This is a genomic window from Marinospirillum celere, assembly GCF_900112235.1.
GTDB classification, from domain to species: domain Bacteria; phylum Pseudomonadota; class Gammaproteobacteria; order Pseudomonadales; family Halomonadaceae; genus Marinospirillum; species Marinospirillum celere.
Genome location: NZ_FOLH01000003.1, coordinates 462,018 through 487,143 on the forward strand (window position 1 = coordinate 462,018; position 25,126 = coordinate 487,143).

Annotated in this window: 28 protein-coding genes; 10 read left to right on the forward strand and 18 right to left on the reverse strand. The window is 50.2% G+C overall.

All coding sequences use genetic code 11. The annotated features are described in order from the left end of the window. Positions 1-16: 16 nt before the first annotated feature. The 9 genes from flgJ to flgB all read right to left on the reverse strand — a co-directional run bounded on the left by flgJ (position 17) and on the right by flgB (position 8,316). The gene (gene flgJ, locus BM185_RS09225) at positions 17-1,153 is read right to left on the reverse strand and encodes a flagellar assembly peptidoglycan hydrolase FlgJ (RefSeq protein WP_091962511.1); all 1,137 of its coding nucleotides are present in this window, start codon (positions 1,151-1,153) and stop codon (positions 17-19) included. A 12-nt stretch (positions 1,154-1,165) separates the two neighbouring features. Next, a complete protein-coding gene (locus BM185_RS09230; RefSeq protein ID WP_177203519.1) occupies positions 1,166-2,299 on the reverse strand; it encodes a flagellar basal body P-ring protein FlgI in 1,134 nt (377 codons plus the stop codon). A gap of 25 nt (positions 2,300-2,324) precedes the next feature. Then, complete coding sequence (flgH, locus tag BM185_RS09235; RefSeq protein ID WP_091962513.1) at positions 2,325-2,999, reverse strand: flagellar basal body L-ring protein FlgH; 675 nt, start codon at positions 2,997-2,999, stop codon at positions 2,325-2,327. A 26-nt stretch (positions 3,000-3,025) separates the two neighbouring features. Then, on the reverse strand, positions 3,026-3,814 hold the full coding sequence (gene flgG, locus BM185_RS09240) for a flagellar basal-body rod protein FlgG (protein ID WP_091962515.1): 789 nt from the start codon (positions 3,812-3,814) through the stop codon (positions 3,026-3,028). Positions 3,815-3,865: 51 nt separating this feature from the next. Then, complete coding sequence (locus BM185_RS09245; RefSeq protein ID WP_091962517.1) at positions 3,866-4,615, reverse strand: flagellar basal body rod protein FlgF; 750 nt, start codon at positions 4,613-4,615, stop codon at positions 3,866-3,868. 272 nt (positions 4,616-4,887) lie between these two features. Then, positions 4,888-6,639 (reverse strand): flagellar hook protein FlgE, encoded by a 1,752-nt coding sequence (locus BM185_RS09250; RefSeq protein ID WP_091962520.1) that lies wholly within the window; start codon positions 6,637-6,639, stop codon positions 4,888-4,890. Positions 6,640-6,661: 22 nt separating this feature from the next. Next, positions 6,662-7,351, reverse strand: a complete 690-nt coding sequence (locus tag BM185_RS09255; protein WP_091962522.1) for a flagellar hook assembly protein FlgD — start codon at positions 7,349-7,351, stop codon at positions 6,662-6,664. Between the two features lie 79 nt (positions 7,352-7,430). After that, positions 7,431-7,904, reverse strand: a complete 474-nt coding sequence (gene flgC, locus BM185_RS09260; protein WP_091962525.1) for a flagellar basal body rod protein FlgC — start codon at positions 7,902-7,904, stop codon at positions 7,431-7,433. A 13-nt stretch (positions 7,905-7,917) separates the two neighbouring features. After that, on the reverse strand, positions 7,918-8,316 hold the full coding sequence (gene flgB, locus BM185_RS09265; RefSeq protein WP_091962528.1) for a flagellar basal body rod protein FlgB: 399 nt from the start codon (positions 8,314-8,316) through the stop codon (positions 7,918-7,920). 229 nt (positions 8,317-8,545) lie between these two features. Here flgB and BM185_RS09270 point away from each other — a divergent pair, with 229 nt between their 5' ends. Genes BM185_RS09270 through BM185_RS09290 form a run of 5 tightly spaced genes read left to right on the forward strand, consistent with a single transcriptional unit; the run spans position 8,546 to position 11,256 of the window. Then, positions 8,546-9,289: a DUF1538 domain-containing protein gene (locus tag BM185_RS09270; protein WP_091962531.1), complete on the forward strand. Its 744-nt coding sequence runs from the start codon at positions 8,546-8,548 to the stop codon at positions 9,287-9,289. 12 nt (positions 9,290-9,301) lie between these two features. Then, complete coding sequence (umpB, locus tag BM185_RS09275; RefSeq protein WP_091962534.1) at positions 9,302-10,081, forward strand: Na,Li,K/H(+) antiporter subunit UmpB; 780 nt, start codon at positions 9,302-9,304, stop codon at positions 10,079-10,081. A 32-nt stretch (positions 10,082-10,113) separates the two neighbouring features. Continuing rightward, positions 10,114-10,464 carry a P-II family nitrogen regulator gene (locus BM185_RS09280; RefSeq protein WP_091962537.1) on the forward strand — a complete coding sequence of 117 codons (351 nt, stop codon included), beginning with the start codon at positions 10,114-10,116 and terminating at the stop codon, positions 10,462-10,464. Positions 10,465-10,476: 12 nt separating this feature from the next. After that, positions 10,477-10,884 (forward strand): CBS domain-containing protein, encoded by a 408-nt coding sequence (locus tag BM185_RS09285; protein WP_091962539.1) that lies wholly within the window; start codon positions 10,477-10,479, stop codon positions 10,882-10,884. 15 nt (positions 10,885-10,899) lie between these two features. Continuing rightward, positions 10,900-11,256: a YqcC family protein gene (locus BM185_RS09290; protein WP_091962542.1), complete on the forward strand. Its 357-nt coding sequence runs from the start codon at positions 10,900-10,902 to the stop codon at positions 11,254-11,256. Position 11,257: 1 nt separating this feature from the next. Here BM185_RS09290 and BM185_RS09295 read toward each other — a convergent pair whose 3' ends face one another. Continuing rightward, positions 11,258-11,521, reverse strand: coding sequence for a DUF1653 domain-containing protein (locus tag BM185_RS09295; protein WP_091962545.1), 264 nt, complete (start codon positions 11,519-11,521; stop codon positions 11,258-11,260). Positions 11,522-11,523: 2 nt separating this feature from the next. Continuing rightward, a complete protein-coding gene (gene bamE, locus BM185_RS09300; protein WP_091962547.1) occupies positions 11,524-11,868 on the reverse strand; it encodes an outer membrane protein assembly factor BamE domain-containing protein in 345 nt (114 codons plus the stop codon). Between the two features lie 136 nt (positions 11,869-12,004). Here bamE and BM185_RS14990 point away from each other — a divergent pair, with 136 nt between their 5' ends. The 4 genes from BM185_RS14990 to BM185_RS09320 are packed head-to-tail and all read left to right on the forward strand — an operon-like array spanning position 12,005 to position 14,599. Further along, positions 12,005-13,492, forward strand: a complete 1,488-nt coding sequence (locus BM185_RS14990) for a DUF1538 domain-containing protein (RefSeq protein ID WP_091962550.1) — start codon at positions 12,005-12,007, stop codon at positions 13,490-13,492. Beyond that, positions 13,489-13,839 carry a transcriptional regulator gene (locus BM185_RS09310; protein ID WP_091962552.1) on the forward strand — a complete coding sequence of 117 codons (351 nt, stop codon included), beginning with the start codon at positions 13,489-13,491 and terminating at the stop codon, positions 13,837-13,839. The genes BM185_RS14990 and BM185_RS09310 overlap by 4 nt, the downstream gene beginning before the upstream one ends. A gap of 10 nt (positions 13,840-13,849) precedes the next feature. Continuing rightward, positions 13,850-14,236, forward strand: coding sequence for a CBS domain-containing protein (locus BM185_RS09315; RefSeq protein WP_091962556.1), 387 nt, complete (start codon positions 13,850-13,852; stop codon positions 14,234-14,236). Between the two features lie 9 nt (positions 14,237-14,245). Beyond that, positions 14,246-14,599 (forward strand): P-II family nitrogen regulator, encoded by a 354-nt coding sequence (locus tag BM185_RS09320; RefSeq protein WP_091962558.1) that lies wholly within the window; start codon positions 14,246-14,248, stop codon positions 14,597-14,599. A gap of 62 nt (positions 14,600-14,661) precedes the next feature. On the opposite strand, the gene BM185_RS09325 is transcribed toward BM185_RS09320, so the two are convergent. The 4 genes from BM185_RS09325 to BM185_RS09340 form a co-directional block, all read right to left on the reverse strand. Further along, positions 14,662-15,516 (reverse strand): universal stress protein, encoded by an 855-nt coding sequence (locus BM185_RS09325; RefSeq protein WP_091962561.1) that lies wholly within the window; start codon positions 15,514-15,516, stop codon positions 14,662-14,664. A 2-nt stretch (positions 15,517-15,518) separates the two neighbouring features. Beyond that, the gene (locus BM185_RS09330; RefSeq protein ID WP_091962564.1) at positions 15,519-17,009 is read right to left on the reverse strand and encodes a SulP family inorganic anion transporter; all 1,491 of its coding nucleotides are present in this window, start codon (positions 17,007-17,009) and stop codon (positions 15,519-15,521) included. 283 nt (positions 17,010-17,292) lie between these two features. After that, positions 17,293-17,625 (reverse strand): TraR/DksA family transcriptional regulator, encoded by a 333-nt coding sequence (locus BM185_RS09335; protein ID WP_091962566.1) that lies wholly within the window; start codon positions 17,623-17,625, stop codon positions 17,293-17,295. Positions 17,626-17,661: 36 nt separating this feature from the next. Continuing rightward, entirely contained in the window at positions 17,662-17,859 is a 198-nt protein-coding gene (locus BM185_RS09340) for a YgaP family membrane protein (RefSeq protein WP_091962569.1), read from the reverse strand. Positions 17,860-17,979: 120 nt separating this feature from the next. On the opposite strand from BM185_RS09340, the gene BM185_RS09345 reads away from it, so the two are divergent. Continuing rightward, positions 17,980-19,173, forward strand: coding sequence for an MFS transporter (locus tag BM185_RS09345; RefSeq protein WP_091962571.1), 1,194 nt, complete (start codon positions 17,980-17,982; stop codon positions 19,171-19,173). A gap of 48 nt (positions 19,174-19,221) precedes the next feature. Here BM185_RS09345 and BM185_RS09350 read toward each other — a convergent pair whose 3' ends face one another. The 3 genes from BM185_RS09350 to BM185_RS09360 are packed head-to-tail and all read right to left on the reverse strand — an operon-like array spanning position 19,222 to position 25,114. After that, positions 19,222-21,498 carry a cellulose synthase subunit BcsC-related outer membrane protein gene (locus BM185_RS09350; RefSeq protein WP_091962574.1) on the reverse strand — a complete coding sequence of 759 codons (2,277 nt, stop codon included), beginning with the start codon at positions 21,496-21,498 and terminating at the stop codon, positions 19,222-19,224. Positions 21,499-21,500: 2 nt separating this feature from the next. Further along, a complete protein-coding gene (locus BM185_RS09355; protein WP_091962577.1) occupies positions 21,501-22,589 on the reverse strand; it encodes a family 8 glycosyl hydrolase in 1,089 nt (362 codons plus the stop codon). Further along, entirely contained in the window at positions 22,589-25,114 is a 2,526-nt protein-coding gene (locus BM185_RS09360; protein WP_177203520.1) for a cellulose biosynthesis cyclic di-GMP-binding regulatory protein BcsB, read from the reverse strand. The genes BM185_RS09355 and BM185_RS09360 overlap by 1 nt, the downstream gene beginning before the upstream one ends. Positions 25,115-25,126 lie beyond the last annotated feature (12 nt).

Below are 25,126 nucleotides of genomic sequence, written 5' to 3' on the forward strand. Positions count from 1 at the left end.
GTGTATCGGCTGCAAATTAACGATCTGCAGGCCTTTCCTGTTGTTCTTGCTCAAGACTTAGTAACGCTTGGTTAAGTGTTGAGCCTTCCATAATATTGGTGATTTTATTGGCATACTGAGGGTCAGTTGCATAGCCGGCACTCTGAAGCCCCCGTGCAAAAGCATGCGGGTTATCTGTTTTCTGCAAGGCACGCTTGTATCTGGGATTGGCCGTCAAAAAGTCCACATAGTCCTGCATGGACTGTTCAAAAGAGTCATAGGCCCTGAAGCTGGCTCTTTCCTGGCGTGGCTGGCCGTTGCGATACTCCAGGGTTGAAACATCCGCCGCTTCACCGTCCCAACGCCTGTCAGCCTTGATACCAAAGAGGTTAAAACTGTTACTGCCATCTTCCCGGGGAATCATATGGCGTCCCCAGCCTGTTTCCAGTGCCGATTGCGCCAGCATCATACGAGGGTCCACACCAAGTCTTTCAGCAGCCTGTTCGGCAAGCGGGTATAGATGACGAACAAAATCTTCTGGAGACTCAAAATAGGCACGTTTGTCTTCACGAACCGGCAAGCCCTGAATCTCAAGTGGCTTGCGTCCAGTCACATCGCTGGCATTATTCAAGGGTGGCCGACGTGAGGCCTGAACGGCTTCTGCTGCAGCCCGACGATCCTGCTGATCACTGGCAGCGGCTGCCGAATTAGCGGCGGCTGCCAAGGGCGCGCGGGAAGTCCGCAAGCGTCTTTCTTCCAGTTGCTTCATAACATCTTCACTTAACAACTGGGCACCACGACGCACCTCTTCAGGAATCTGTTTCAGGGGCTCGCTCTGTTCGCGGGACAGCTGACCGACCAAAACTTCAGCTAAACCCAAGCCTGCACCACCGTTACCCTGACTGATAGCTAGTGAGAACTGCTCATCCAGCATTTGCTGGTACTGCTGCATTTCATTGGAGTTGAAAAGCGAATCTTCACCACCGATCAGCTCATCAGCCTGACGCGCACTTTTCATGATCATTTGTACAAAAAGTGCTTCAAACTGACGGGCAACTTCTTTGAGAGCTTCAGGATCATCCTTCATAGCGCCCTGTTTAAGATCCCTCAACCCCTGAAAGTCATGGTAGGCATCCTGAGCTTTGGAGTAGTTGCCACTGTTATTACTGATCATGATGGCAGCCCTTTAGATAACAATGAGTTCTGCATTCAAAGCACCTGCCTGCTTGAGTGCTTCCAGAATAGCCATGAGGTCGCCAGGAGCGGCACCGATTTGATTAACCGCACGGACAATTTCATCCAGAGTGACACCTGAGTCGAATTTGAACATGGGGTTGTTCTCTTGATCGATATCGATCTCAGTATCCTCCTGAACCATGGCTTCACCATCACCAAAAGGCTCAGGCTGGATCACCTGGGGTGCTTCAGCAATAGTCACTGTCAAAGACCCATGGGTTACCGCAGCTGGAGCAACACGGACATCCTGACCAATAACTATGGTTCCGGTACGTGAATTAACGATCACCTTGGCTGCTGAATTGGCCGGAGCAACTTCCAGGTTTTCCAAAACAGACAGGAAAGAAACCCGTTGACTGGAATCCCTAGGTGCTCTGACGCGCACAGAAACCGGGTCCAGGGCCTGAGCAACACCGGGCCCCATGAGATCATTGATCTTTTCTTCAATCCGGCGGGCTGTGGTGAAATCAGGGTTGTGCAGGTTAAAAGTTAGCGTGTCTCTATCTGAAAAGATGTTCGCAACTTCTCGTTCGACCATACCGCCATTGGGTATACGGCCTACACTGGGAACGTTTACCGTCACACTCGAACCATCAGCACCGTCAGCGCCAAAGCCGCCGACAACCAAACTGCCCTGAGCAACCGCATAGGTATTACCATCAGCACCGCGCAGGGGAGTCATCAACAGGGTTCCACCTCTCAAGCTATCAGCATTACCAATGGATGAAACCGTGATATCGATGCGCTGACCGGGTTTGGCAAAAGGGGGCAGTTCAGCATTAATGGTCACGGCAGCAACGTTTTGTGAACGCGGGTTAACACCTGGCGGCAGGGTGATGCCAAACTGATTCATCATGTTGGCAAAGGTTTGGTTGGTGAAGGGCGCATTGTCGCCAGTGCCATCCAGGCCCACTACCAAGCCATAACCTATCAGTTGGTTACTGCGTACTCCCTCAACTGAAGTAATATCCTTCAGCCGGCTAGTTTGTGCCAGTGCCGAACCACTGAACGCCAGCATCAAGAAAAGCGCCAGCAGATAGACGTAAACTGGCAAAAAATGTTTTGTGTTGATTGAGTGCCGCATAAGAGTCACCAGGGTTACAAACAGTTTAGAGAGGCCACCAGCCGCTATTGAAGAAGCGTGTCAGCCAGCCCTGACGGTTATTATTAGCCAAATCACCCGTGCCGCTATAAGTCAGGCGTGCATCAGCCATTTGCACTGAGCTGATCGAGTTATCAGGGCGGATATCTTCAGGACGTACAATACCAGAGACACGTACATACTCAGAGCCTTGATTCAGTGTGAGCCACTTTTCACCCCTGACCAGCAGATTACCGTTTGGATAAACCTCATGCACAGTGGCAGTAATTGCACCCTGCAAACTATTACTTTGATCAGCAGTAGCATCGCCTGCAAAACCACGGTTGGAATTCATACCCACGCTCAGGTCAACCGGCGAACGACCACCAATCGTTGGGTTGGCAATATCTATATTACTGTTCCGGGTCATATCCACATTGCTGGAATTGCTCGATTGCGTTCGCTCTTCCAGAAAGACCGTGATGACATCACCCACCCGGTAGGCTTTGCGATCACCAAATAAGCTAGAGCTGTGATTAGCATGATACAAGGATCCCGTTGTTGCCGGTGGCGGCTCCATTCGACTGGGCTGCACAGGTGCGTAGTGAGGATCATTAGGCTCGGCAACCGGCTCATTGCTGGCACAACCGGCCAACAAGACTAATGCCAAAATTCCCGTACAAGTAACTTTAAGCCTTTGCATAAGCGTCTCCAAAAAAGGATGCCTAATCAAACGGATTGATTAAGGGTGCGCAGCATTTCATCGGAAGAGCTCAGCACCTTGGTATTCATTTCATAAGCACGCTGGGTGGTAATCATATCCACCAACTCTTCAACAGCGCTGACGTTGGAAAGCTCCAGAGTGCTTTGCTCAACGGCACCAAAGCCATTTTCACCACCGATACCATCCAGAGGAGCACCTGAACCAGCGGTTTCAACCATCAGGTTGTGGCCGATAGACAAAAGGCCAGCAGGGTTGATGAAGTCAACCACTTCAACCTGACCGATTTCCTGGGGCTGGTTGTTCTGGCCTGCCTGAGTCACCGTTACCACACCATCACGACCGATCGTGATAGAGTTAGTGTTGTCTGGAACTACAATTTCAGGTTCCAGAGGAAAACCGTTGGTGTTCACGATACGACCATCCGCATCCAGGTGAAATTGACCGTTACGGGTATAGGCAACTTCACCATCAGGCATGGCAATACGGAAAAAACCACGACCATTGATTGCCATATCCAGGGGCTGCTCAGTAACGTTCAAGCTACCTTCAGTAAATTCGCGCTGAGTTCCTGCCACCCGAACACCAGTACCCAACTGCAGACCTGTTGGCAGTTGAGCATCGCCGCCATTCTGAGCACCCGGCATTCTTTGAACCTGATACAAAAGATCTTCAAAAATCGCCTTGTTGCGCTTATAACCTACGGTGTTGACGTTTGCCAGGTTGTTGGAAATGGTGGACATCTTGGTGTCCATGGCCTGCAAACCTGTTTTACCTGTCCAAAGTGCCGGATGCATGTTCTACCCCTTAAATTCCGAAAATCTTCTAAAATGCGAAGGTCTTGGTGTTTAGCCCATTCGCAGAATTGAATTCACTTGAGCCGAGTTCTCATCAACCGTGCTCATCATCTTCACATTCATTTCATATTGGCGGGACAAAGCCAGGAGGTGAGTTAACTCATTCACGGCATTGACGTTGCTGGTTTCCAGAGCACCTGACTCCACCTGAACAAATTCGTCAAACGGCAGTATCCCATCTTCAAAGTCTCTGGGGCGCATCAAACCATCTTCCCCTTTTTCCATGGTCACGCCCAAAGCCTCAGCACTGACCAGCTTGATCTGATCAACAATTTCAGCATCCAGGCCGCCAGGACCATTGCCCACAGCTATACCGCCGTCAGCATTGATATGTACATGTTGGCCAGGCGGCAAAACGATAGGCCCACCATTGCCGACTACCGGCAAGCCATTGCCGGTTCTAAGCACCCCATTTGGATCGATATTCAGGTCGCCACGGCGGGTATAAGCTTCCTCACCATCCGGGGCCTGCACAGCAATCCAGCCTTCGCCTTTAACGGCAACATCAAGAGGGCGACCGGTGTGATCATAGCTGCCTACCTGAATATCCGTTGCAGGCCGCTCCGTTAGTGCATAAACGCGGCTGGGATGATGCTGACCAAATACAGGCATCGCTCTGGCCTGCTCAAAATCAGCCCGAAAGCCCGTCGTATTAACGTTAGCCAGATTATTCGAGCGAGCCGTTTGCGCCATCATATTGTGCTTGGCGCCGGTCATCGCTATGAAGAGGGCTTTGTCCATGAGTACCTCCAAAAATCAGAATTACTCATAACATTGCAAAGCTTGTGCCAGAAATGAAAAAAGCGCACCTAAGTGCGCTTTTGATGTGGAGCTTAACCTTTAATTTGCGTCACGAGCGAAGGTCAGGGCAGAATTCACTCCTGATGAATATCTGCACTTCCTACATCCATGTAGGTCGCCATCGAAATGACTCGAAAAAGCGGAGTTTACTAAACAGTAAATGAGCATTTTGAGAGTCATTTCAACGCAGCATCACCGAGCGCAGTAGCAAATTAACGAAGATTGATGATGGTTTGAGTTAACGTATCCTGCGTCTGAATCGTCTTGGCATTAGCCTGATAATTACGCTGGGCAATAATCATTTTGACCAACTCTTCAGACAGGTCGACATTAGACTCCTCCAACGCACCACCTTCGATATTACCGGTAATACCTGCGCCTGCCTGATTAATGGCAGGAATGCCTGATTCAGTGGTTTCCAACCAGGCCGTGGAACCTTTTGGACGCAGCCCCTCTGGATTGGTAAAAGTTGCCAGAGGAACCTGACCTACAGGGCGGTTTTGACCATTGGTGTAGCGGCCAAAGATGATCCCCTCTTGATCTACTTCCAGGCCAGCCAGACGACCTGTGGTATAACCATCCTGAGACTGAGACTGGACAGCAAAGCGAGCACCATACTGGGTGGAGCCACGGAAATTGAAGTTGATTTCGTTGGTAAAATCAGGAGGATCACCCTGAGGGTTGGTACCAAAGCCTGCCCCAGCAACAACACTGGAAAAGTCGACATCACCAATATTGATAGTAAAGGAGGCATCACGCACATTACCAGCCAACTGAGCGGGTGAGGTATAGGCGTCACCTGTATGATCCCGCACCCCCTGAAGATCACCCTGGGTGTTGAAGAACTTGGTTGCCTGCACCAGATCTTCAACATCAATACCCAAGCCAGCGGGATCCCAGGTATCTTCAGTCAGGCGCGCATCCGGATCGACATTGGGGCCAAAGAAGGAGCCATTGATTGAAGTCAGTACCGCCCAGGCGTTACCCCCAGCCACATCGTCACGATCAACCTTGATGTAATACTGACGAAGCACATGCTCATTACCCAGACTGTCATAAATACTGGTTGAGTTGGCATCGGTGTAAGTCGAGCGATCACGAGGATCAAAGTTGGCAATTTCCCAGTTACCTGAAGAGCCTCCAGTATAGGCAACATCAGTCGCATCAATATCTGTAGCGTCATCAACACCCGTGCCTGTAGTGTTTTGCAACTCGACATCAAAAGCCTGGTCTGGAAAACGACCATTTTCCTGTGAGGTTAGAGTGATCTGATTACCGCTAATACTCGGATCATACTGTTCACCATCTATTGTGATTGCACCCGAGGTGATACTCCAGTTAGTACCATCGTACTCCAAATCAATATCTTCACCATTGATTGTGGCCGTGAACTCGTCACCTGCAGCCGGTGCTGTTTCATTAAAAGAAAAGCTATAAACCGTCCGACTGGCTCCACCCGCTACTGCAGAGCGGGAGTCCAGGTTCAGCTCCATTTCAATACCACTGGTCGCTCTTGGCTGAATATTGGTTTGAGTCAATTGAATATCACCCAGAGCACCGGATTGGATATCACCATTCAGGTTTGCTTCATAGCCTTGGAGACGCTTACCCGTGTTATTGGTGATAAAGCCGTCTTTATCCAAATCAAAGTAACCGGCACGGGTGTATTCACGCTGACCTTCGTTGGAAAGGATAAAATAACCATTACCATTGATCGCCATATCCAGAGCACGGTCAGTATAGTTGACGTTACCCTGGGTGTGCTGCTGGGAAACCCGCTCCGTCAAAACACCAGAACCGACAGTAAGACGACCAGTACCCAGAATGGAGGCGTTATAGACATCACCAAACTCAGCGCGGGATTGTTTGAAGCCGGTGGTGCTGGCGTTTGCAATATTATTGCCGGTTACGCTCAAGTCTGTTTGGGCACCACGCAGACCGGAAAGACCGATATTAAAACTCATGTTAGCGCTCCCCTGCTTCTTGTTAGTTGATAACTTTAACGTCTTTCAGTGCGACAGGTTTATCCATCCCACTGATATTCAACATAATGTCGCCACCGCTACGCCCTGAGTTCAGAGCAACACTGCTGACATTACGCGCCAAATAAAGATCCTGCTGTTCGGGCTTGCCATCTTGATAGGCAAAGGCACGGAATTGGTAATTGCCAGGCGGGAAGGGCTCACCATCGGTATCCAGACCATCCCATTCAAAAGCCACTTCGCCCTTGTCGCGTGAACCCAAACCGATATCACCGATGTATTCACCACCGCCGGTATAGACAGCTACAAAGACTTCCTGAGAGGACTGGGGCAGATCTATCGTACCCTTCACAGGCTTACCTTCTTCCAAATTGGTATAATCAGCCAACACCTGCACTTGACGACCGACCAGAGTAGAGGCTTGAAGTGCCTGGGTAGAAGCCAGCGTCTGACCAAAACCCTCCAAGCTGGCCGACATATTGCTAATACCTTCCAGGGAAGAGAACTGCGCCAGCTGGGCAATAAACTCTGTGTTGTCTGTAGGCTCCAGCGGATCCTGGTTTTCCAACTGGGTAATCAGAAGCTTCATAAACTCGTCTTTGCCGAGCTCATCATTGGACTTAGCCTTAGATGCTTCTCGCCTTTGATTATCTACCTGAAGGTTTTGGTAGAAATCTGTTTTATCAATGCTCATAGCAAAAATCTCTGTATTTGATTGGCATTGCCGCTAGCGGCATCAAGCGGCAAAGCTTTGCCGCCCGCTTCAAATTTCATTAAGCGCCCTGACCTAGAGTCAGCACCCGCTGAATCATCTGCTTGTTGGTATTCATTACTTCTACGTTGGTTTGAAAAGAGCGGGAAGCGGCAAGCATGTCAGTCATTTCTTCCACCACATTGACGTTGGGGTAGAAAACATAGCCTTCGTCATTAGCCATAGGGTGATTAGGCTCATAGCGCATCTGCAATTCTTGGTTACTTTCCACGATACCCAACACATTAACGCCTTCACCAGCCACATCTCTGGGAGCAAAACTGGTTACCGGATTCTGAAAGCCGTAGTCATCAGTGATGCCTTGCTTATAGCGCTCGAGCATGGGGGCAAACACCGGCTTGCGCGCACGGTAGGTTTCTTCAATGGAAGAGCTAACACTCTGAGCGTTGGCCATGTTGGAAGCCGTGGTGTTCAGGCGAACACTCTGAGCATTCATGCCACTACCAGCGATATCAAAAATTTTGTTCAAGGACATGGTCTTCTACCCCTTATTGCTCTCTGAGCGCCTTGCTAAGCCCGGTGAACTTGCTGTTCAAAAAAGTAAAACTGGCCTGAAAATCCATCGCATTTTTGGAAAACTCAGCCTGCTCAATATTGGTTTCCACGGTATTGCCATCAATAGCAGGCTGGTGGGGCATGCGGAATTTCAGTGATGAGTCCATCAGAACACCTTCGGCAGGAATATGCCGGTGGGTAGTACGGCTCAACTCCATGCGCTGGCGATTTTCATACTCACCTTTCAAAATACCTTTAAAATCCAGATCACGTGCCTTATAGCCCGGCGTATCACTGTTAGCCAGGTTGTTCGCCAGAATTTCAGCACGCTTACTACGCACATTGAGTGCATCTGGATGTAGCCCTAAAGCATTTTTGAAATTGATTGACATAGCCGCCTCCGCTTTTCTTTGTCTTTATGCATTCAAATCCCGTGCCATAAAAAATAAACATATATTTTTCAATGTCTTATATAAAAAACCCCGGCAAGCGCTACTCTCTCCACTGTAAACACCAAAAAAAGCGGCAGTAATTTGCCGCTTTATAACAGGGGTAGTATTTGTAGGGTCTTTACGGCATGATTGAAACAACACGTAACAGTAAGCCAAGGAAACCTGCGCTATGGATTTTGCTTTCTCTTTACTGCGCCAGATGCGTGACAGCTTGCGTGACCTGGCGCCTGTTGTTTTGGTCATAGGCTTTTTTCAATTGGTGGTCGTTCAACAGCCTCTTCCCGACTCAGTTAATCTTCTTGACTTGTTCACTGGCCTGCTTTTTGTCGTTATCGGCCTAACCCTTTTTATTCAGGGCCTGCAACTGGGTCTCTTCCCCGTTGGTGAAGGCTTGGCACAGGCTTTTGCTCGCAAGGGCTCAGTTTTCTGGCTATTACTTTTTTCCTTTGCTTTGGGTTTTGGCTCCACAGTTGCTGAGCCAGCACTCATCGCTGTGGCAGCCAAAGCGGGCGAAGTGGTTGCTGAAGGCGGCCTGATTGCCAACACACTAGAGGCACAAAATGCTTTTGCTTTTAACCTGCGCATGGTGGTTGCTGCTTCCGTAGGTACTGCCGTAGTCGTCGGTGTCATTCGAATTCTTAAAGGCTGGCCACTTCACTTTATGATTATTGGTGGCTATATCATCGTGCTTTTGCTGACACTGGCTGCGCCTGATGAAATCGTGGGTATTGCCTATGACTCAGGTGGGGTTACCACTTCAACCATTACTGTACCCCTGGTCACTGCTCTTGGTGTAGGCCTGGCAACAGCCATCAAGGGCCGCAACCCCATGCTGGATGGCTTTGGTTTGATTGCCTTCGCTTCGGTGATGCCGATTATTTTTGTTCTCGCCTATGGACTCATTGGCGTTTAAAGGAGGCTAGGCATGCAATTTCTCACTATTTTGTTTGACACCCTACTGGATATTCTTCCTATAGCCGCCATCATTTTCGGGTTTCAGTATCTGGTCATTCGCAAGAAGGTTAAACATCTTCCTCAAGTGCTGGCTGGCTTTGTTTTAGTACTTATTGGCCTTAGCTTCTTTTTAATGGGCCTGGAACAAGCGCTTTTCCCCATGGGCGGCTTGATGGCTGAGCAACTGTCGTCAGAAACTTTTCTACCAGCTCTGGCCGAAGGTGCCCAGCGTCACTGGAGCGACTACTATTGGATCTACATTTTTGCCTTTGCAATAGGTGCGAGCACCACCATTGCTGAACCCTCACTTATTGCAGTATCTATTAAAGCCGGTGAAATTTCCGGTGGCACCATTAACCCCTTAATGCTCAGAATTGCAGTTGCCCTGGGGATGGCCTTCGGAATCACGTTGGGCACCTGGCGTATTGTCATGGGCTACCCACTACAATGGTTTGTATTAGGTGCTTATATTCTGGTCATTATCCAAACACTACGCTCCCCCAAAAGCATCATCCCCTTAGCTTTCGATTCTGGCGGGGTTACCACTTCAACCATCACCGTTCCCATTATTGCGGCTCTTGGATTAGGACTCGCTGCCTCCATCCCAGGTCGCAGTCCAGTGATGGATGGTTTTGGAATGATTGCCCTGGCTTGTCTTTTCCCCATCATTACCGTGATGGGGTATGCCCAGATTGCTGAATGGAAAGAAAAACGTGCTGCCAAAGCTACACCAGCAGCTTCTCGAAATTAAGCTGTTCATTTCGTAATTAGAGGACTTGAACCATGCGCTTTAAACTAATCCTGGCTTTTGTTGACGATGACAAAACCGACAAGCTTTTGGATGCTGCCCGCAAGGCCGGAGCAACAGGTGCAACCATAATCAACAATGCCCGTGGTGAAGGGGTCAAGAAATCCCGCGGCATCTTTGGCCTGGAACTCACCTCTCAGAGAGATGTGCTTCTGTTTCTGGTTGAAGAACATCACTGCCGGCAAATTCTGGAAAAAATCGCCGAAGTGGGTGAGTTTGATGACACGCCAGGTACCGGTATTGCCCTACAAATGGATGTTGAAGATGCCTTGGGCGTCAAACACCAAATAGAAAGCTTATCGGCAGAACTCAAAAATAAAATTTAAGGAGAGAGGCTCATGAGTGACAAAAAATTGGTCCGAGTACGCGACGTTATGCACAGTGGCTACTGCCAGGTTGACGGCCTAACTACAGTGGCCGATGCCCTGAAACTAATGCGGCAAGAAAAAGCCCACGCCCTGATTATCAAAAAACGTGATAACGATGATGAGCATGGTCTGGTACTGGTATCGGATATTGCCAAAAAAGTGCTTGCGCCCAACAAGGCCCCTGAACGGGTTAATGTCTACGAAATCATGTCCAAACCCGTTCTAGGTGTTCATCCTGATATGCAGGTGCGTTTCTGCGCCCGTATGTTCAATCAGTTTGGTTTGACCATCGCCCCGGTGATCGATTCAGCAGGTGAAATTCTAGGTCTGGTCAATTATGATGACCTGGTATTAAGAGGCCTTGCCGAACAACTTTAAACAACTGAACGAACTATGACTGCGAAGCACAAAATTGTTTACAAGCTTTTGGTATTGCTGCAGGTGCGCATGCAGAAGACTGACCTTTGGCAAGTTGCCCACCCAGAACCGGAAGCCCTGGAAAGCCAGGAACCTTTTTGTGTGGACACCCTGTCCATGGAACAGTGGCTAAAGTTTGTGTTTATTCCTCGAATGCAGGCACTACTGGATGCGGGCGCACCCTTACCTGAAGCTTGCGCACTCACACCACAAGTGGAAATGCAGCTGCCCAGCCAAAGCCAAGCAGCAGTTAGCGAGGTCACTCAAGCGATTGATGACCTCTTAACAGAAGGCAAAACACCTCCTGCCAGCTTATTGAAACAAGTGCTCTAGTCTAGTCCAGGCCTTTTTCAGGTCTTTCGCCCTGCCATTCAAAACGCGGGACAGGCTCACCGTTTACCTCGACTTGCTCAGTGAACATTTCCAGCGGCCTGGCCCAACAGCTACCATCACCATAGCACTGACGATAAATCACCAGCCATTCTTCAGTTTCACTATGGCGGGCCAGACGAAGAACCTCATAGTCTGAACCCTTGTAATGGCGATAAATCCCCGGTTTAACTTCAACCGGAGGCTGGTTCTTAACATTAGTCAGCATTATTAGGGGCCTGAGCTACTGCGTGGTTTCTGCTCAACATCAGCCGTAGTTCGGTTGTAGGTATAGGATTCGACCCGATTGTTCTCATCAAAGCGTACAACCAGATCACTGGTTTGGTCATCGGAGAAGAGCCTGTAACGATAATGGCCATAGGTCCAGGTGGTTTTGCCGCTTTCCAGACCGGTACGCCAAGGGGCGCCGAACATCTCTTCAATTTCAGCACGCGTGGTTTCACCAACCTGAATGTCTTCTACCTTGTGTTCCGCGTAAGGCTTACCAACGCTTGCACAAGCTGTCAAAAACAGGGAAAGCAAGGCAATGGCTGCCAGCCTTTTCATCAAATGCATGCTATTACTCCTCCATCTTTTTTGTGATGTACTTAGATACTAAGCAGCTAATCAGTAACTGGCAAATGCTTTTCTTGTTTATGCCCTCAAGGCTGGTTAAGATTGCCCTATTCTTCTATGCGGCTAGGATGCACTGGTGCTTTTTGTTAAAGATTTTTATCACGCTTTTCTGCATGCCCTAAAAAACCTGCTACCCATTGTTGTAGTTGTTGTTTTCTTCCAGCTTGCTATTTTACAGCAAGTACCCGAAAACACCCTAAGCATGATTATCGGGCTACTAATTGTAGCCGTGGGTGTTGCCCTCTTTCTTCAAGGCCTGGAACTGAGCATCTTTCCGGTAGGCAAAAGCCTGTCCAACCAATTTGCCAAACGTGGCTCCATCCCTATTCTGTTAAGTTTCGGCTTTGCGATAGGTTTTTCAGCCGTTGTTGCCGAACCTGCTTTGATTGCAGTAGCCCAGCAGGCTCAGGATATTAGTGAAGGACGCATTGATGCCCTGACCCTGCGTCTGCTGGTCGCCTTCTCCGTTGGTGCGGTAGTTGCTTTGGGAATTTTTCGCACGCTACTTGGCTGGCCGTTACACTGGTTTATGATTATCGGCTATGCTCTGGTCGTTGTTGTCACCTGGTTTGCACCTGAAGAAATTGTTGGCCTGGCTTACGATTCCGGCGGGGTCACCACCAATATTGTTACCGTCCCCCTGATTGCCGCGCTGGGCATAGGCTTGGCAGCCTCCATTCGTGGTCGCAACCCCCTTATTGATGGCTTTGGGCTAGTTGCTCTGGCCGTTATGGTGCCCATGATCAGTGTTCAAATTTACGGCATTATCGTCTACTCGGGTGGTGTAGAAGATGCCGAGTTGGTCATGCAGACCACCGAAGACAAGGTGCTTGCCAGTGGCTTCCTGGCTGCTGTTCTGGAGCTATTGGAAATGTTCCGGGATGTGTTGCCCATCATTCTAACCATTCTGTTTTTCCAATATTTAATACTACGTCGCCCATTAAGCAATCCACCCAAGATTATCTTGGGCTTTTTGTTGGTCATTTTCGGGCTCTATGCCTTTGTTGTCGGGCTAAAAATGGGGCTCTTCCCGATTGGCAGCAGCATGGCCGAACAGCTTATAGGGCTGGAAGCTTTCTTTTACGTCTACCTTTTTGCTTTCATGATTGGCTTTGCCACGACCATGGCAGAACCTGCATTGATCGCCGTAGGCAAGCAAGCTGAAGAAGCAGCCAGTGGCAAGCTCAATGGTAACGTCATTCGCCTTCTGGTAGCTTTGGGTGTAGCCGTGGGCATCAGTATCGGTGTGCATCGCATCATCGTTGGCGGTTCTATGCACTACTTTATTATGAGTGGTTATATTTTGGTCATTATCCTGACCCTACTGGCCCCACGCTATATTATTGCCCTGGCTTATGATCTAGGTGGTGTTACCACCTCTGAAGTTACCGTACCCTTGGTCACAGCCTTGGGCATAGGGTTGGCCACCCATATTGAAGGCCGCAATGTACTTATTGATGGTTTTGGGCTGATTGCCTTTGCATCCATCTTTCCTATAGTGACGGTTATGCTCTATGCCATAGCCATTCACTGGATTTCTGTTTTCAAAAAGGTGAAGTCATGAAGTTTTCTCTGCTAGGCGCTATTGTTCCTGAAAATCTTGAGCAAACCTGCATTGATGCCGCCAAGGAACTGGGAGCAGGTGGCATCACTGTTTTTTCCGGTCGCGGCATCAGCAACCAGGTCAAAAAATCTTTTTTTGGCCTTTCCTATGATGGCAGCCAGACGGTACTTTTGATGGTCTTAGAAAAAGGTCTTTCGTTGCAAGTACTCAAAGCTCTGCAAGATATCGTTATGCCGGATGGAAAAAACTCCGAAGGCCTGGTTTTCACAGTGCCACTGGAACACCTGGGTGGCATAGATATTTCCCAGATTGAAAAATTTGAAGAACATCTAAAAGACAATTTTTAAGGGCAAGCTTATGCAAGTAAAAGACGTAATGGTTCGTGAAGTAGTTACCATCTCCCCTTTCGCTAAACTACGCGAAGCTTTGAGCCTGATGAAAAAACATCAACTCAAATCTCTGGTCGTTGAGCGCCAGAATGAGCAGGATGCCTGGGGGCTGATTACCTATACTAATATTTTGAAAACAGTCATTGCTGAAGACGGTGATATCGATCTTCTCAATGTTTACGATGTCTGTGCCAAACCTGCAATTTCTGTTGGTGAAAGCTTGGCCGTCAAACATGTCGCCACGCTGATGGTACAAAACCGAGTTAAACGCTTACTGGTTCTAAACGATAATGAACTGCTGGGTTTTGTAGCCATGGACGACATCATGGATGTACTGCTGCAAAAGGTTGAATAGGAGAGCAGTATGGATTTCAAGCTGATTATGGCCTTTGTCGATGAAGGCAAAACTGATTCTGTGCTGACTGCTTCACGCAATGCTGGAGCAACAGGGTCAACGATTATCCCTAACGCTCGCGGGCAAGGTTTAGAAAAGTCCCTGGGTATTTTTGGCCTGGAAATCCTCCACCCTAGAGATGTCGTGCTGGTTTTGGTTGAAGCTCGCCGTGCCGACGAGGTGCTGGAAGCCATCAAGCAAGCAGGCCAACTGGATGAGAGCTTAGGCACAGGTATTGCTTTAGAAATTGATGTCAATAAGGCTGTCGGCCTCAGTGAGCACATTAAAAAGCTGGAAGAAAAAATCCCGCCGGCTAGTTCTTAATCCATCCACTATCAGTCTTGTAAGCACCCGGAGAAGCTATAGCGCTTCCCGGGCACCCCTAACTACTGACGCATCAACAGAATAGGAACAGGACTCTGCCGCAGGAGGTTGGTAGTGGTGCTACCCACCAGAAACTGGCGTATTCTGGAGTGCCCATAGGCCCCCATAATTACCATGCCTAGTTCCTGCTCTTTGACATAACTCAACAAGGTGCTTTCAACCTCGCCCGATTTAAGAGCAGCAACCACTCCTTCATGACCTTCGCCTTCGAGCTGTTTTTTGGCTTCTTCCAATTGCTGCTGGTTTTTATCAGACTTCTCACCAACCATTAGCAGGTGGATAGGAACACCCTTAAACAGAGGGCTGCGCGAAATGATATAGAGCACCTTTTTGGCAGTCTCACTGGCATCATAAGCCAGAAGCACTTTCTCAGGTGGCTTGAAGTTAGGCGGAGTGATCAATATGCGGCAGCTAAGCGAGCGAATCACACTTTCCAGGTTGCCACCTATTTCGTCAACATTATCGTGCTCTTCACCCTGACGTCCGATCACCAGAATTCGGGTTTCTTCCTGAAGATCAGCAAGAGTTTCCACAAAGTGACCATGACGTTGACGGGTTTCGGGTGTCTCTACACCTTGAGATTTGACTCTTTCCACTGCTACCTTAAGCTGTTCCTTACCCGCTTCCAGCGCCAGCTTGCTACGTTTTGCATCCAACTCAGCCAATTCATCCAGCAGGTGCTCACGGGTTCCCAGCTTAAGGTTACCGCTCATATCCGTTTTGGTGGGATAAATACTCTTGTCCAGCACATGCAGCAACACCAATTGGCGATCCACACGCTGACTCACCCAGGCGGCGGCATCACAAACCGCTTCCGCTGCTTTGGATCCATCAATACAAGCAAATACATTTTTCATGCTTAGTGGCCTCCCATGAGTTTTTCCACTTCCTTGGGATCATCATGTACCCCGAAGCGGTCAACAATAGTAGCGCTAGCTTCGTTTAAGCCAATCACTTCCACTTCTGCACCTTCACGGCGCAGCTTGATAATAACCCTATCCAGCGACTCCACTGCGGTAATATCCCAGAAGTGGGCATCAGTCAGGTCAATCACCACTTTATCAATCACTTCTTTGAAATCAAAGGATTCCATAAATTTAGTCGATGAAGTAAAGAAAACCTGGCCCGCTACCTTGTAAGTACGCACCGTGCCTTCATCATTGATAGATTTTGTAACGCGCATGTAATGGCCGACCTTGTTGGCAAAGAACATCGCGGCCAGCAGCACGCCAACAAAAACGCCATAGGCCAGGTTGTGCGTCGCCACAACTACAGCAACAGTAGCAACCATAACGATATTGGTAGAAAGCGGGTGCTTTTTCAGATTAATAATCGAATCCCAGCTAAACGTACCTATAGAAACCATAATCATCACTGCAACCAAAGCAGCCATGGGAATAATCGTCAGCCAATCTGAGAGGAAAACCACCAAAAGCAATAAAAATACGCCTGCCGCTAAAGAGGAAAGACGCGTGCGGCCACCTGATTTGATATTGATAATCGACTGGCCAATCATCGCACAACCGGCCATGCCACCGAAAAAACCCACAACAGTATTAGCAACACCTTGACCTTTACATTCGCGGTTTTTATCACTTTTGGTATCAGTTAAATCATCAACGATAGTGGCTGTCATCATGGATTCCAACAAGCCAACAATCGTGAGCATGATCGAGTAGGGCAGGATGATCATCAGGGTTTCCAGATTCAGGGGCACGTCTGGCCAAAGAAACATGGGAAGGGTATCCGGCAGTTCACCCATATCACCGACGGTGCGGATATCAATGCCCCAGATCATGGCTACGGCTGTCAGTGCAACAATACAAATCAGCGGTGAAGGCAGTAATTTGCCAATCACAGGCACATAAGGAAACAGATATATAATCCCCAGACCGGCCAGTGTCATGGCATAAACATGCCAGGTGACATTGGTCAGCTCTGGAAGCTGAGCCATAAAAATCAAAATCGCCAGGGCGTTGACGAAGCCAGTCACTACCGAGCGGGAAACAAAGCGCATCAGACTGCCCAGCTTTAGATAACCGGCAATAATCTGCAAAATACCCGTTAAAACAGTGGCCGCCAACAGATATTCCAAACCATGCTCACGCACCAGGGTAACCATCAACAGGGCCATGGCACCCGTGGCAGCAGAAATCATACCGGGGCGACCGCCGGTAAAGGCAATCACCACCGCCATACAGAAGGAGGCATAAAGACCCACCTTGGGGTCAACACCGGCAATAATAGAAAAGGCAATGGCTTCGGGGATCAGTGCCAGGGCAACAACAATACCGGCGAGCAGATCGCCACGCACATTGGAAAACCAATTTTGCTTGATCGACTGGATCATAGGGTTTCTCTTGAATTTTGAAGTTAAAAAAACATCCCCGGCTTTGATGGGGCATACACATCAAAACCTGGCTGCTGCACAGGGGAATTTCATGCCTGAAGGGCAACACACAAATAAGTGCTGCAAAGGTCAGGCCAGTCACTTAGCTGAGACTTAAAACAACAGAGGGTGAGGACTTTCAGGGTCTACACTGGAGGAACTTCCCGGTTGAATTGTGGTGGGCATCAAAATAAAGCCGGGGATTCTAACAGTAAGGAGAGGAAAATAACAGTGGCGACCTGTCTCAGGCACAGTCAATACAGAGAGTAACTGTTGGGTCAAAAGCCAAGCGCTTAGGATTAATCGGCTCACCACAGGCGTCACACTCACCAAAATCACCGCTTTCGATTTTGCGCAGAGCCACGAGAGCGGCCTTAAGTTGACGTTCCCGACGACGACGTGCTTCCAGAGCCATCTGCTGCCCTTGAAGGGCATCCATACGTGAAAGACGGCCTACTCGGGATTGATCCAGAGTCACTGTGGCCGCCTGATCATCTTCTTCAGCAATTTCAGAGCGCAGCTGTGTGACTAATTCTTCCAACTGCTTTTGGAAAGCTTGTAGCTCACTTGCTTGCAAGGCTGTTCTCCCTAGACGTTTTTTACAGCCTAGTGTCTACTCTTTCGGTTCAACCTTGCAAGTTTTGATACCAAAGGGCAGGTAAGCCGGGCAGGTACCCACCAAACCAGTTGCCAGAGGAATCACACCTATCCATCCCCAAACACCAATAGCTCCTGTCAAAGCCAGAACAATCAGCAACGCACCAACGACAATACGCAGAGTTTTATCAATACCACCGACATTCTTAACCATCTTAGTTTCCTCCAGCCAGAATTTATTAGCACTTTCTTAACTTAGCAGGAATACTCAAAGATGCAAAACAAAGGAAGGCAGTTTAAGCTGGTGACCTAAAATAACAAGAAGGATTTTTCAGTGCAGCTTTTGCTTCAACGCCACCCGCTTCTGGTCATCGTTTTGGCTCAGCTCTTTGGCACTTCTTTGTGGTTCAGTATTAATGGGGTTGCCTTGAATCTGGCTGCTGATATAGGCCTTACGGAAGCCGGGCTGGGTTATCTGACCCTGGCCGTTCAACTGGGTTTTATTACTGGCGCCCTAGTCATTGCTATGAGCAGCCTGGCTGATCGTTTTGCTGCCAGTCGTGTTTTTGCCCTTGCTGCCTTATTAGGGGCTTTGGTCAATGGCCTTTTTATTCTCGCGGCGGATTTTTTTACCCTGGCTTTATTGCTGCGTTTTCTAACCGGCCTCTGCCTGGCTGGCATCTATCCTTTGGGTATGAAGCTGGTTATCTCTTGGACACCTGAATACGCTGGTCGTGCTCTGGGATGGTTGGTGGGCATGCTAACGCTGGGTACAGCCTTGCCCCACCTGTTGCGCGCGGTTACTCCCGTCCTTGATTGGTCGCTACCCATGATCCTTGCATCTTTACTGGCCCTGATTGGTGGTTGGTTGGTTTGGCAATTGGGAGAAGGGCGCCAGTTGCCTCAAGCCAACAAGGGCATCCTGCCCCTGCAAGGGCTTGCTGCTTGGCGCGATCTGTCTTTTCGCAGGATTACTGCCGGTTACTTTGGCCACTGCTGGGAACTCTATGCCTTCTGGACACTGGTGCCTTTTCTCGTCGCCCGAGAAATGAACCGACTGGGTGCTGCTGATAGCTGGATTAGCTGGTTGTCTTTTTTGATTATGGCTGCCGGTGTATTCGGCTGCATTTGGGGAGGGCGCCTTAGTCGCCACTTCGGCAGTCTGCAAGTAGCAAGACTCCTGTTACTGGTTTCCGGCTTTCTTTGCTTGGTCTATCCGTTCATCGCTGCAGTCAGTCCTTATTTAATGCTTGCTTTATTAGCCCTTTGGGGCTTTGCCGTTATCGCTGACTCACCTCAATTTTCAGCCTTAGCCTCTGCAAATGCTCCGCGTGAGCATCTGGGTTCCGCTTTAGCCATGATGAATGCGGTCGGCTTTGCTTTGACTCTGCCATCCATAGCCTTGGTGACCAGCCTTTGGCCATTGCTGGATGTATGGGTATCACTGATTCTTTTACCCGGCCCACTGCTAGGGCTGAGAGCCATTTTCAAGCTCAAAACAGGTCAGTTGAAAGAAATTAGGTTGTAAGACATGCTTGTCCTGACTCCAGGTTCCTAGGTTGTGATGATTGGCGGCTCAGTGTCCCGGGAGTGAACTCAAAGGAAGGTCGGCACTGATCACTGCATGCCGCGATTGCAGCGGCACTCTCACAAGCAGGCCGAAAGAAGTATCACGATAATCATCCGCGAGGGCATGCCCAAAATAACCGCCTGCCAAAAGATGGCTGGAAGCACGCCACACACCTTCCAGCATCAGCTCAGCACCCGGACCACTAGATCGGCTGGAAGCATATACCTGTCCGTCTTCATCAAGCGGATAGCGACTTGACTCAGCTTCCCTAGCCCAATTCCATGAGAGGCCTGTACGCACCCTTAGCTGCCAGTCCCGTGCCTCTGCACTTAGCAACTCCAGCTGCAACCCCAAGCGCCAAAGCTGTTGTGGGCTGTAATAGCCGCCCTGCCCCAGGGTGAAGTGACTGAGGTTCTTATCCCAGCTCATCCACTCAACAAAAGGCCCCAGCCTCAAGTAGTCCAGCTCCAGTTCACTGAAGTCTTCTGCAAAGTCACGCGCCAAATCAACTCGCAGGGCCTTGCGATCATTGCCCGCGACTCTGCGACCCTGCTGACTGGCCAGGGTGCCACTGAAAGCAACGCTGGCTTGATCCCTGATTGGCAGGGCCACAAGCAAGCGCCCCCCTTGGTCGGCCACCTGCCCCCAGTCACGATCACTGGTTGGGTCGCGCGCACCCTGACGTGCCAGGAGGCTGTCTTCCAGTGGTAGACGAAACAGATTCAAGGAAACGAGCCCAGAGTCCGGATACCAGTCACCCTGTAACTGGCCATAGGCCTGGCTGTCCTTCGCTTCACCCGAGTGGACTGTAAAAAAAGATCCCTGTAATGTCAGACCATCACGTTCATGACGTGCACTGAGTTCTGGAGAAACACTGTGACTCTGGGCCAAAGCCCTGCGTTCTGCCTGCTCATCTGGTTGGCTACCAAAATCAGCAGTGAGTGGCGGCCGACCAGAACGGAAGTGATCACTTTGCAAGGAAACACCCATACGCACTTCGTCCCACAAGCGTGTGGCGGCCACATAGGGTTGATAATGAGTCAGGCGCGTCAGTCCTCGATCGCCCTGTTTAATACGGCCCTTAAGGCCAAAAGTAACCTGCCAGTCCTCACGGCCCGCCAGGGTCGATGCTGCCCTTGTTCGTTGAGCGAGGTCAAACTGCTTGCGTCCCCAGGCGCGATCAAAGGCTAAACGACTGACCTTTGATCGCAGCAAAGGATGGCGTTGCCTGGCTTCATCCAGTCCTGCCGTGGCATTCAAACGTTGTAAACTTTCTTCCAGGGCAAAAGCATAGTCTGCATTCTCGGGTGCTGCTGTCAGCAGTGGGTCAAAACGCTCGGCGGCCTGGCGGTAATCCGCTGCCTCAAAAGCAGCCCAGGCCAGCAGAGGACCAAGGTCATCACAGATTTCGGTAAGCCGCTGTGAACGACTTCGCTCCGCACAGGCCAGGTTTTCTGCCGCTGCATATTGTTGCTGGGCCTGCAGAGTCAGCAGTTGTCCATAAATGCTGCTTTCGGTAACCGGTGACTGTGCAAAGGCAGTTTGCGCAGCCGCATAGAGTTGTGCCTCATACAGTAACCAACCCAGGTCAGCGTAAGCAGTTGTCCGTCCATGTTGTTGGCTCAAGCCAGCTTGCTGCAAGGCTTCTTCCGGCTGCTGTGCCTGGATGGCCTGCAGGGCCAATTGAAAGTGGCTTGCGGCCAGACCATCCTCAGCATCAGATCCTGGCTGCCAGTTGGCAGCCTCCTGAAAGAGTGGCAAAGCCAGGGGCGCTTCATCTCGTTGCAAGTAGATCCAGCCAAGTAACAGGGCGTTATTGGTGTGCTGACGTTCAAGGGTCTGTTCGGCCAGCTGTTGCAAATGTTCCGAACTCAGTTCCCTGATGGCCTGATTCTCTCCTGAAATGCCGGCTAGTCGCCCCATGTCCAAATTGTAGGGGTCTTCAGTTTTCTCTACAGTCACTTCAGGTTGTGTTTTAGGTTGCTGAAAAGCTTGAAGAAGCTCATCAGCTGGTTGCCAATCAGGGTTAGCTATCTGCAAACGATTCAGCTCGGAGGCAGCCTGGGCTCGGTTCCCATGACGCAGATGGAACCAGATGCCAGTGGTGTCTACCTCTGCAACTGCAGCACCAGTTTCAGGGATTGCTGGCCGCAGGTATTGATCGCCTGTCAACTGCCGCTGGGTTGCTTCGGGCCACTGTTGATGCTGCAGTAGATCAGGCTGGGCGGCAATAAGTGCAAACGCCTGAACCAGTAGCAATCCTGTTAACAGTATTCTGTTCAAAGCTAAAGCTCCTGACCTTGCGTGCCAGAGCCTGAATCTGACGTTTCATTAACTGCCAAATGTGTTAACAACAAAAGGCTCCAGGAAAAATAGCCATCCTCTCCACCAGGCTGGGGTAGATCCGTCACTCTTAAGTGCTCCCCCTTGGCTCTCGATGTGACAAATTGGGCAATGGCCTGCATGCCAGTGGACCAAGCATATTCCGCTTGCTCGGCATCAGTGAGGCTAACCCACGCAGGCACTGAGTCTTGTGCACTCCAGAAGCTCAAATAGGGTTCAAAATCCCGATCCATCAGAGGTAATTCAGACCAGGCTAGGTGCAGGGGAACCCGCACGGCATCATAGCTGTACCGCGCAGGAAATAAGCTGGATGGTTGAAATCCATCAAGGGTATAGTCGGCCCAGTCAGGCGGCAAACCATATTGGCCTGCTCCTTGTGCTAGCATCAACTTGCGGCCAGTGACTGCCAATTGCTGCCAGGGCTGATCAGGAAACTGCTCGGCGAGGGCCTCCAATGCCGGAAAAACCCAGTAAGAAGCGTTGATCGTCACCCGACCACTTTCCGTAAAACCAGAGTGGCCTGGAAGTAGTAGCAGTTGATCATGATGTTGAATCACCAAAAAATCACTCGTTACCTGGGCTATGCGCGTAGCTTCCTGTAGGTAAGTAGAATCTTGCCAGCGCTGATAGGCTTTCAGTAAAGCCCAGGCAATTAGAATTTCTGCATCAGTGGCATTATTCCTGTCGGTAACACAGCGTCGATCCTGACTTGCACAGGGTTCAAACTTCCATGAAAAAAGACCATCTGGTCGTTGCAATGTCTGCTGAGTCCAGCGCCAGATACGATCAAAAGCCTGGCGGTCACCGGCTGCTTCGGCAAACAGTAGGCCATACCCCTGGCCTTCACTGTGGGAGATATCCTGATTGTCACGATCAACAATGCGACCCTCCTCTTCAAAGGCGTCAGCAAAGGCTTCCCACAGCTCAGGTGCCAGGCGCTGAGTGACTGGCATCTTGGGCTGCTGAGACTGCAGTAGCCAATATCCGGCAATACCAGCCACCAGTAAAATGACTGCAAACACGAGTTTCATCAGGCTTGCTCCATAACCGCCTTGCGCTGACGCAACAAGCGAACGGCCAGCAGACTTGCAAGAACTAGGAACAGCAGTACACCACCCAGCCAGAACCAGGGGTTATGCGATAAAGTCATCCGCAACTTCATCCAGGGTGAGTGTTCGCCCAGCGCATAACGACTAGCAACCTGCATGCTCACAACACCTTCTGGAGTATCCCGCCAGACCAAGAGGTCACCACGTAACTGTGACCAGAGAGCTGCATCAGTCAAATTCAGTAAACGCTGCTGCAGTAAATCCTCGGTCTGAGCTGTCACCAGTGTCAAGGTTGCTGTCTGATTAGCATAAGGGTTACGGAATGCCGCCATGACGCCCAAATCACCGAGCTGCCCCTGTTGATGAATTCGGCCACGCAACACCTCTCCTGAGCCATCAGCTTTGTCACGGCTCAAGCCAAAACCACTCTGCACCCCATCACGCAAATCATTTAGTGCTTGATAGGGCCAGGTCTGGGTGCGACCCAGGGCTGCATTCCATTCCCTGAACAGATCCAGTGGCAGTAGTTCTGGAGTACCCAGTAGCAGAGCATGACCTGATGGCTGATGATCCAGACCTACGTGTAGTTCTATTTGCTCAAGTGGTGCCTGGGCACTTTGAGCCATACGACCAACTAGGGTCAGAGCACTACCTGTAAGAGCTTCGGAAGCTAGCAGAATTTCAGTGGAACTCTTAGCCGTGGGTGAGATATAAGGAAAGCCTGTGGCTCCAAACAGAGCCAGGTCTGGCTGAATCGCAACAGCTCCTGCTTTTGGCAGCGTCACGCTGGAAGACCCCAAAATCTGGAAAACCAGGTGGGTCCCAGGAATGCCTGCGCATTCGCCAATCACCAGCTCGGGCCGCAACGTGATATCAAAATCCAGAGTATTCAGGCCCGGGGTCATTTTGCGCACCGGCAGTTGGATGCGGTAACCCCGATAAGCTGTCCCATTGGGCTGATTCAACAAGAGTCCGTGAACATATTCACCATTGAGGTGAACGTTCATCACCGCGCCAGCACCCATGCCAGCACCATAGCCAAAGTCCAACTTCAGCTCGACATGGTCGGACTCAACAGCATAATAGTTGGCAGGCAGTGGCAGATTAACCCTCAGGCGGTTTTGCCCCATGTTCTGGAAGCTAGTTGTTCCTGCACCCAGAGCTGCAAAGCTGTAGCTCTTGCCGGGGTGCAGAAACTGGCCGCTGGCTCTGGGCAGGGCTTCATTATTCAGCTCACGTCCCAGCAGAGTGATCTGAGGCACAGGGTTCAGGCGGTCATCCATTTCGGTCAACAAACGGGCAGCATCCAGCACTTCTGCCTCCGTATTACCGCTGATAAGCAGACGGATACCACCTGGAATCAGCAGTTCACCTTGTGCATTACGAATGCCTGCCATTTCCTGTAATTCCAGGTGTGGCCCCTCGATGACCGCCAACTGTGTTTCCGGTAACACAGCCTTTAGCTCCTCCCGAGTTCCCAAGAGAACATGAAAGGGGGCAGTGTCCTTTTCGGCCAGATAGGGAAAAGCATCCACTAGCTGATCAGCATCTAGACCTGCTGTTCGCTGCTCGTATTCCGGTCCCTCTACCAGCCAAGTGCTGTGCTGAAGTTCCAGGCTGGCATATTGGCGACGCAAAGCCAAAGCCTGAGCAGCCAGCGGCAAGGCTTCGCTATACACACTGCCACGACCCGCTTCAGCCTCAGTCGCTGGCGCTGTGATCATCAGTGCCTGACTGTAGCCACCCACACCAGGTGAGAAAAGTGATGATAAGTCGCTCAGTGTCAGGCTGCGATCCACCGGACGGTGAGTCAGTTCTAGGCGTGAATGATGCAAGTCCAGCTCCGTCCAGAGTTCTGGAGCCATAGCATCCTCGCAACGGTCGGTGTAATGCTGAGTCACTTCTAATGTCAGCTTGTTAAAGCCGCCTCGCCACAGCTCTGCAGGTAAGCGAACACGTGCATCAGAAATCGGCTGGTTGGGATCAAAGGGCACCTGTGCCAGCGTGGTTTCATTAAAGCGTACCACCATAAATGAGCGCTGTGCCTGCAGGGCAATAGAATTGACCATTCTTAAGCTGAGTGTAGAGTCTTCAATTTTTCGTGTCTCAGCCAAGGGCAGAAAAAGCTCCATTTTCTCAGTGGTACCGTGCAAGCGAACAGGGCCACTGGCATCAGAAAAACTGGACAAGCGCATGACTTCCCGTTGTAACTTTGATGCAGCAGCTACTTGGCTAAATCCACCCTGGTGTACCCAAGCTCTAGTGCCCTGGGCCAGTTGCACCTGCATCCAGGCACCCTCTCTATCCAGCAGCTCAACCTGTTCTCCTCGGGACAACTGCGTTACCAAAGCAGCATCCACTGCTGGTGCCGTACGCACATTGGCTATTGCCACCTTAACTTCCCAGACACTGGCCTGCCCACTAACTGGCGCCAAAAGCAGCGCCATCAGTAAGCTAATCAACAGCTTGCGGCCAACCAGCACCTTACTACCCTTACATCTGTACATTCTGCTTTCTCC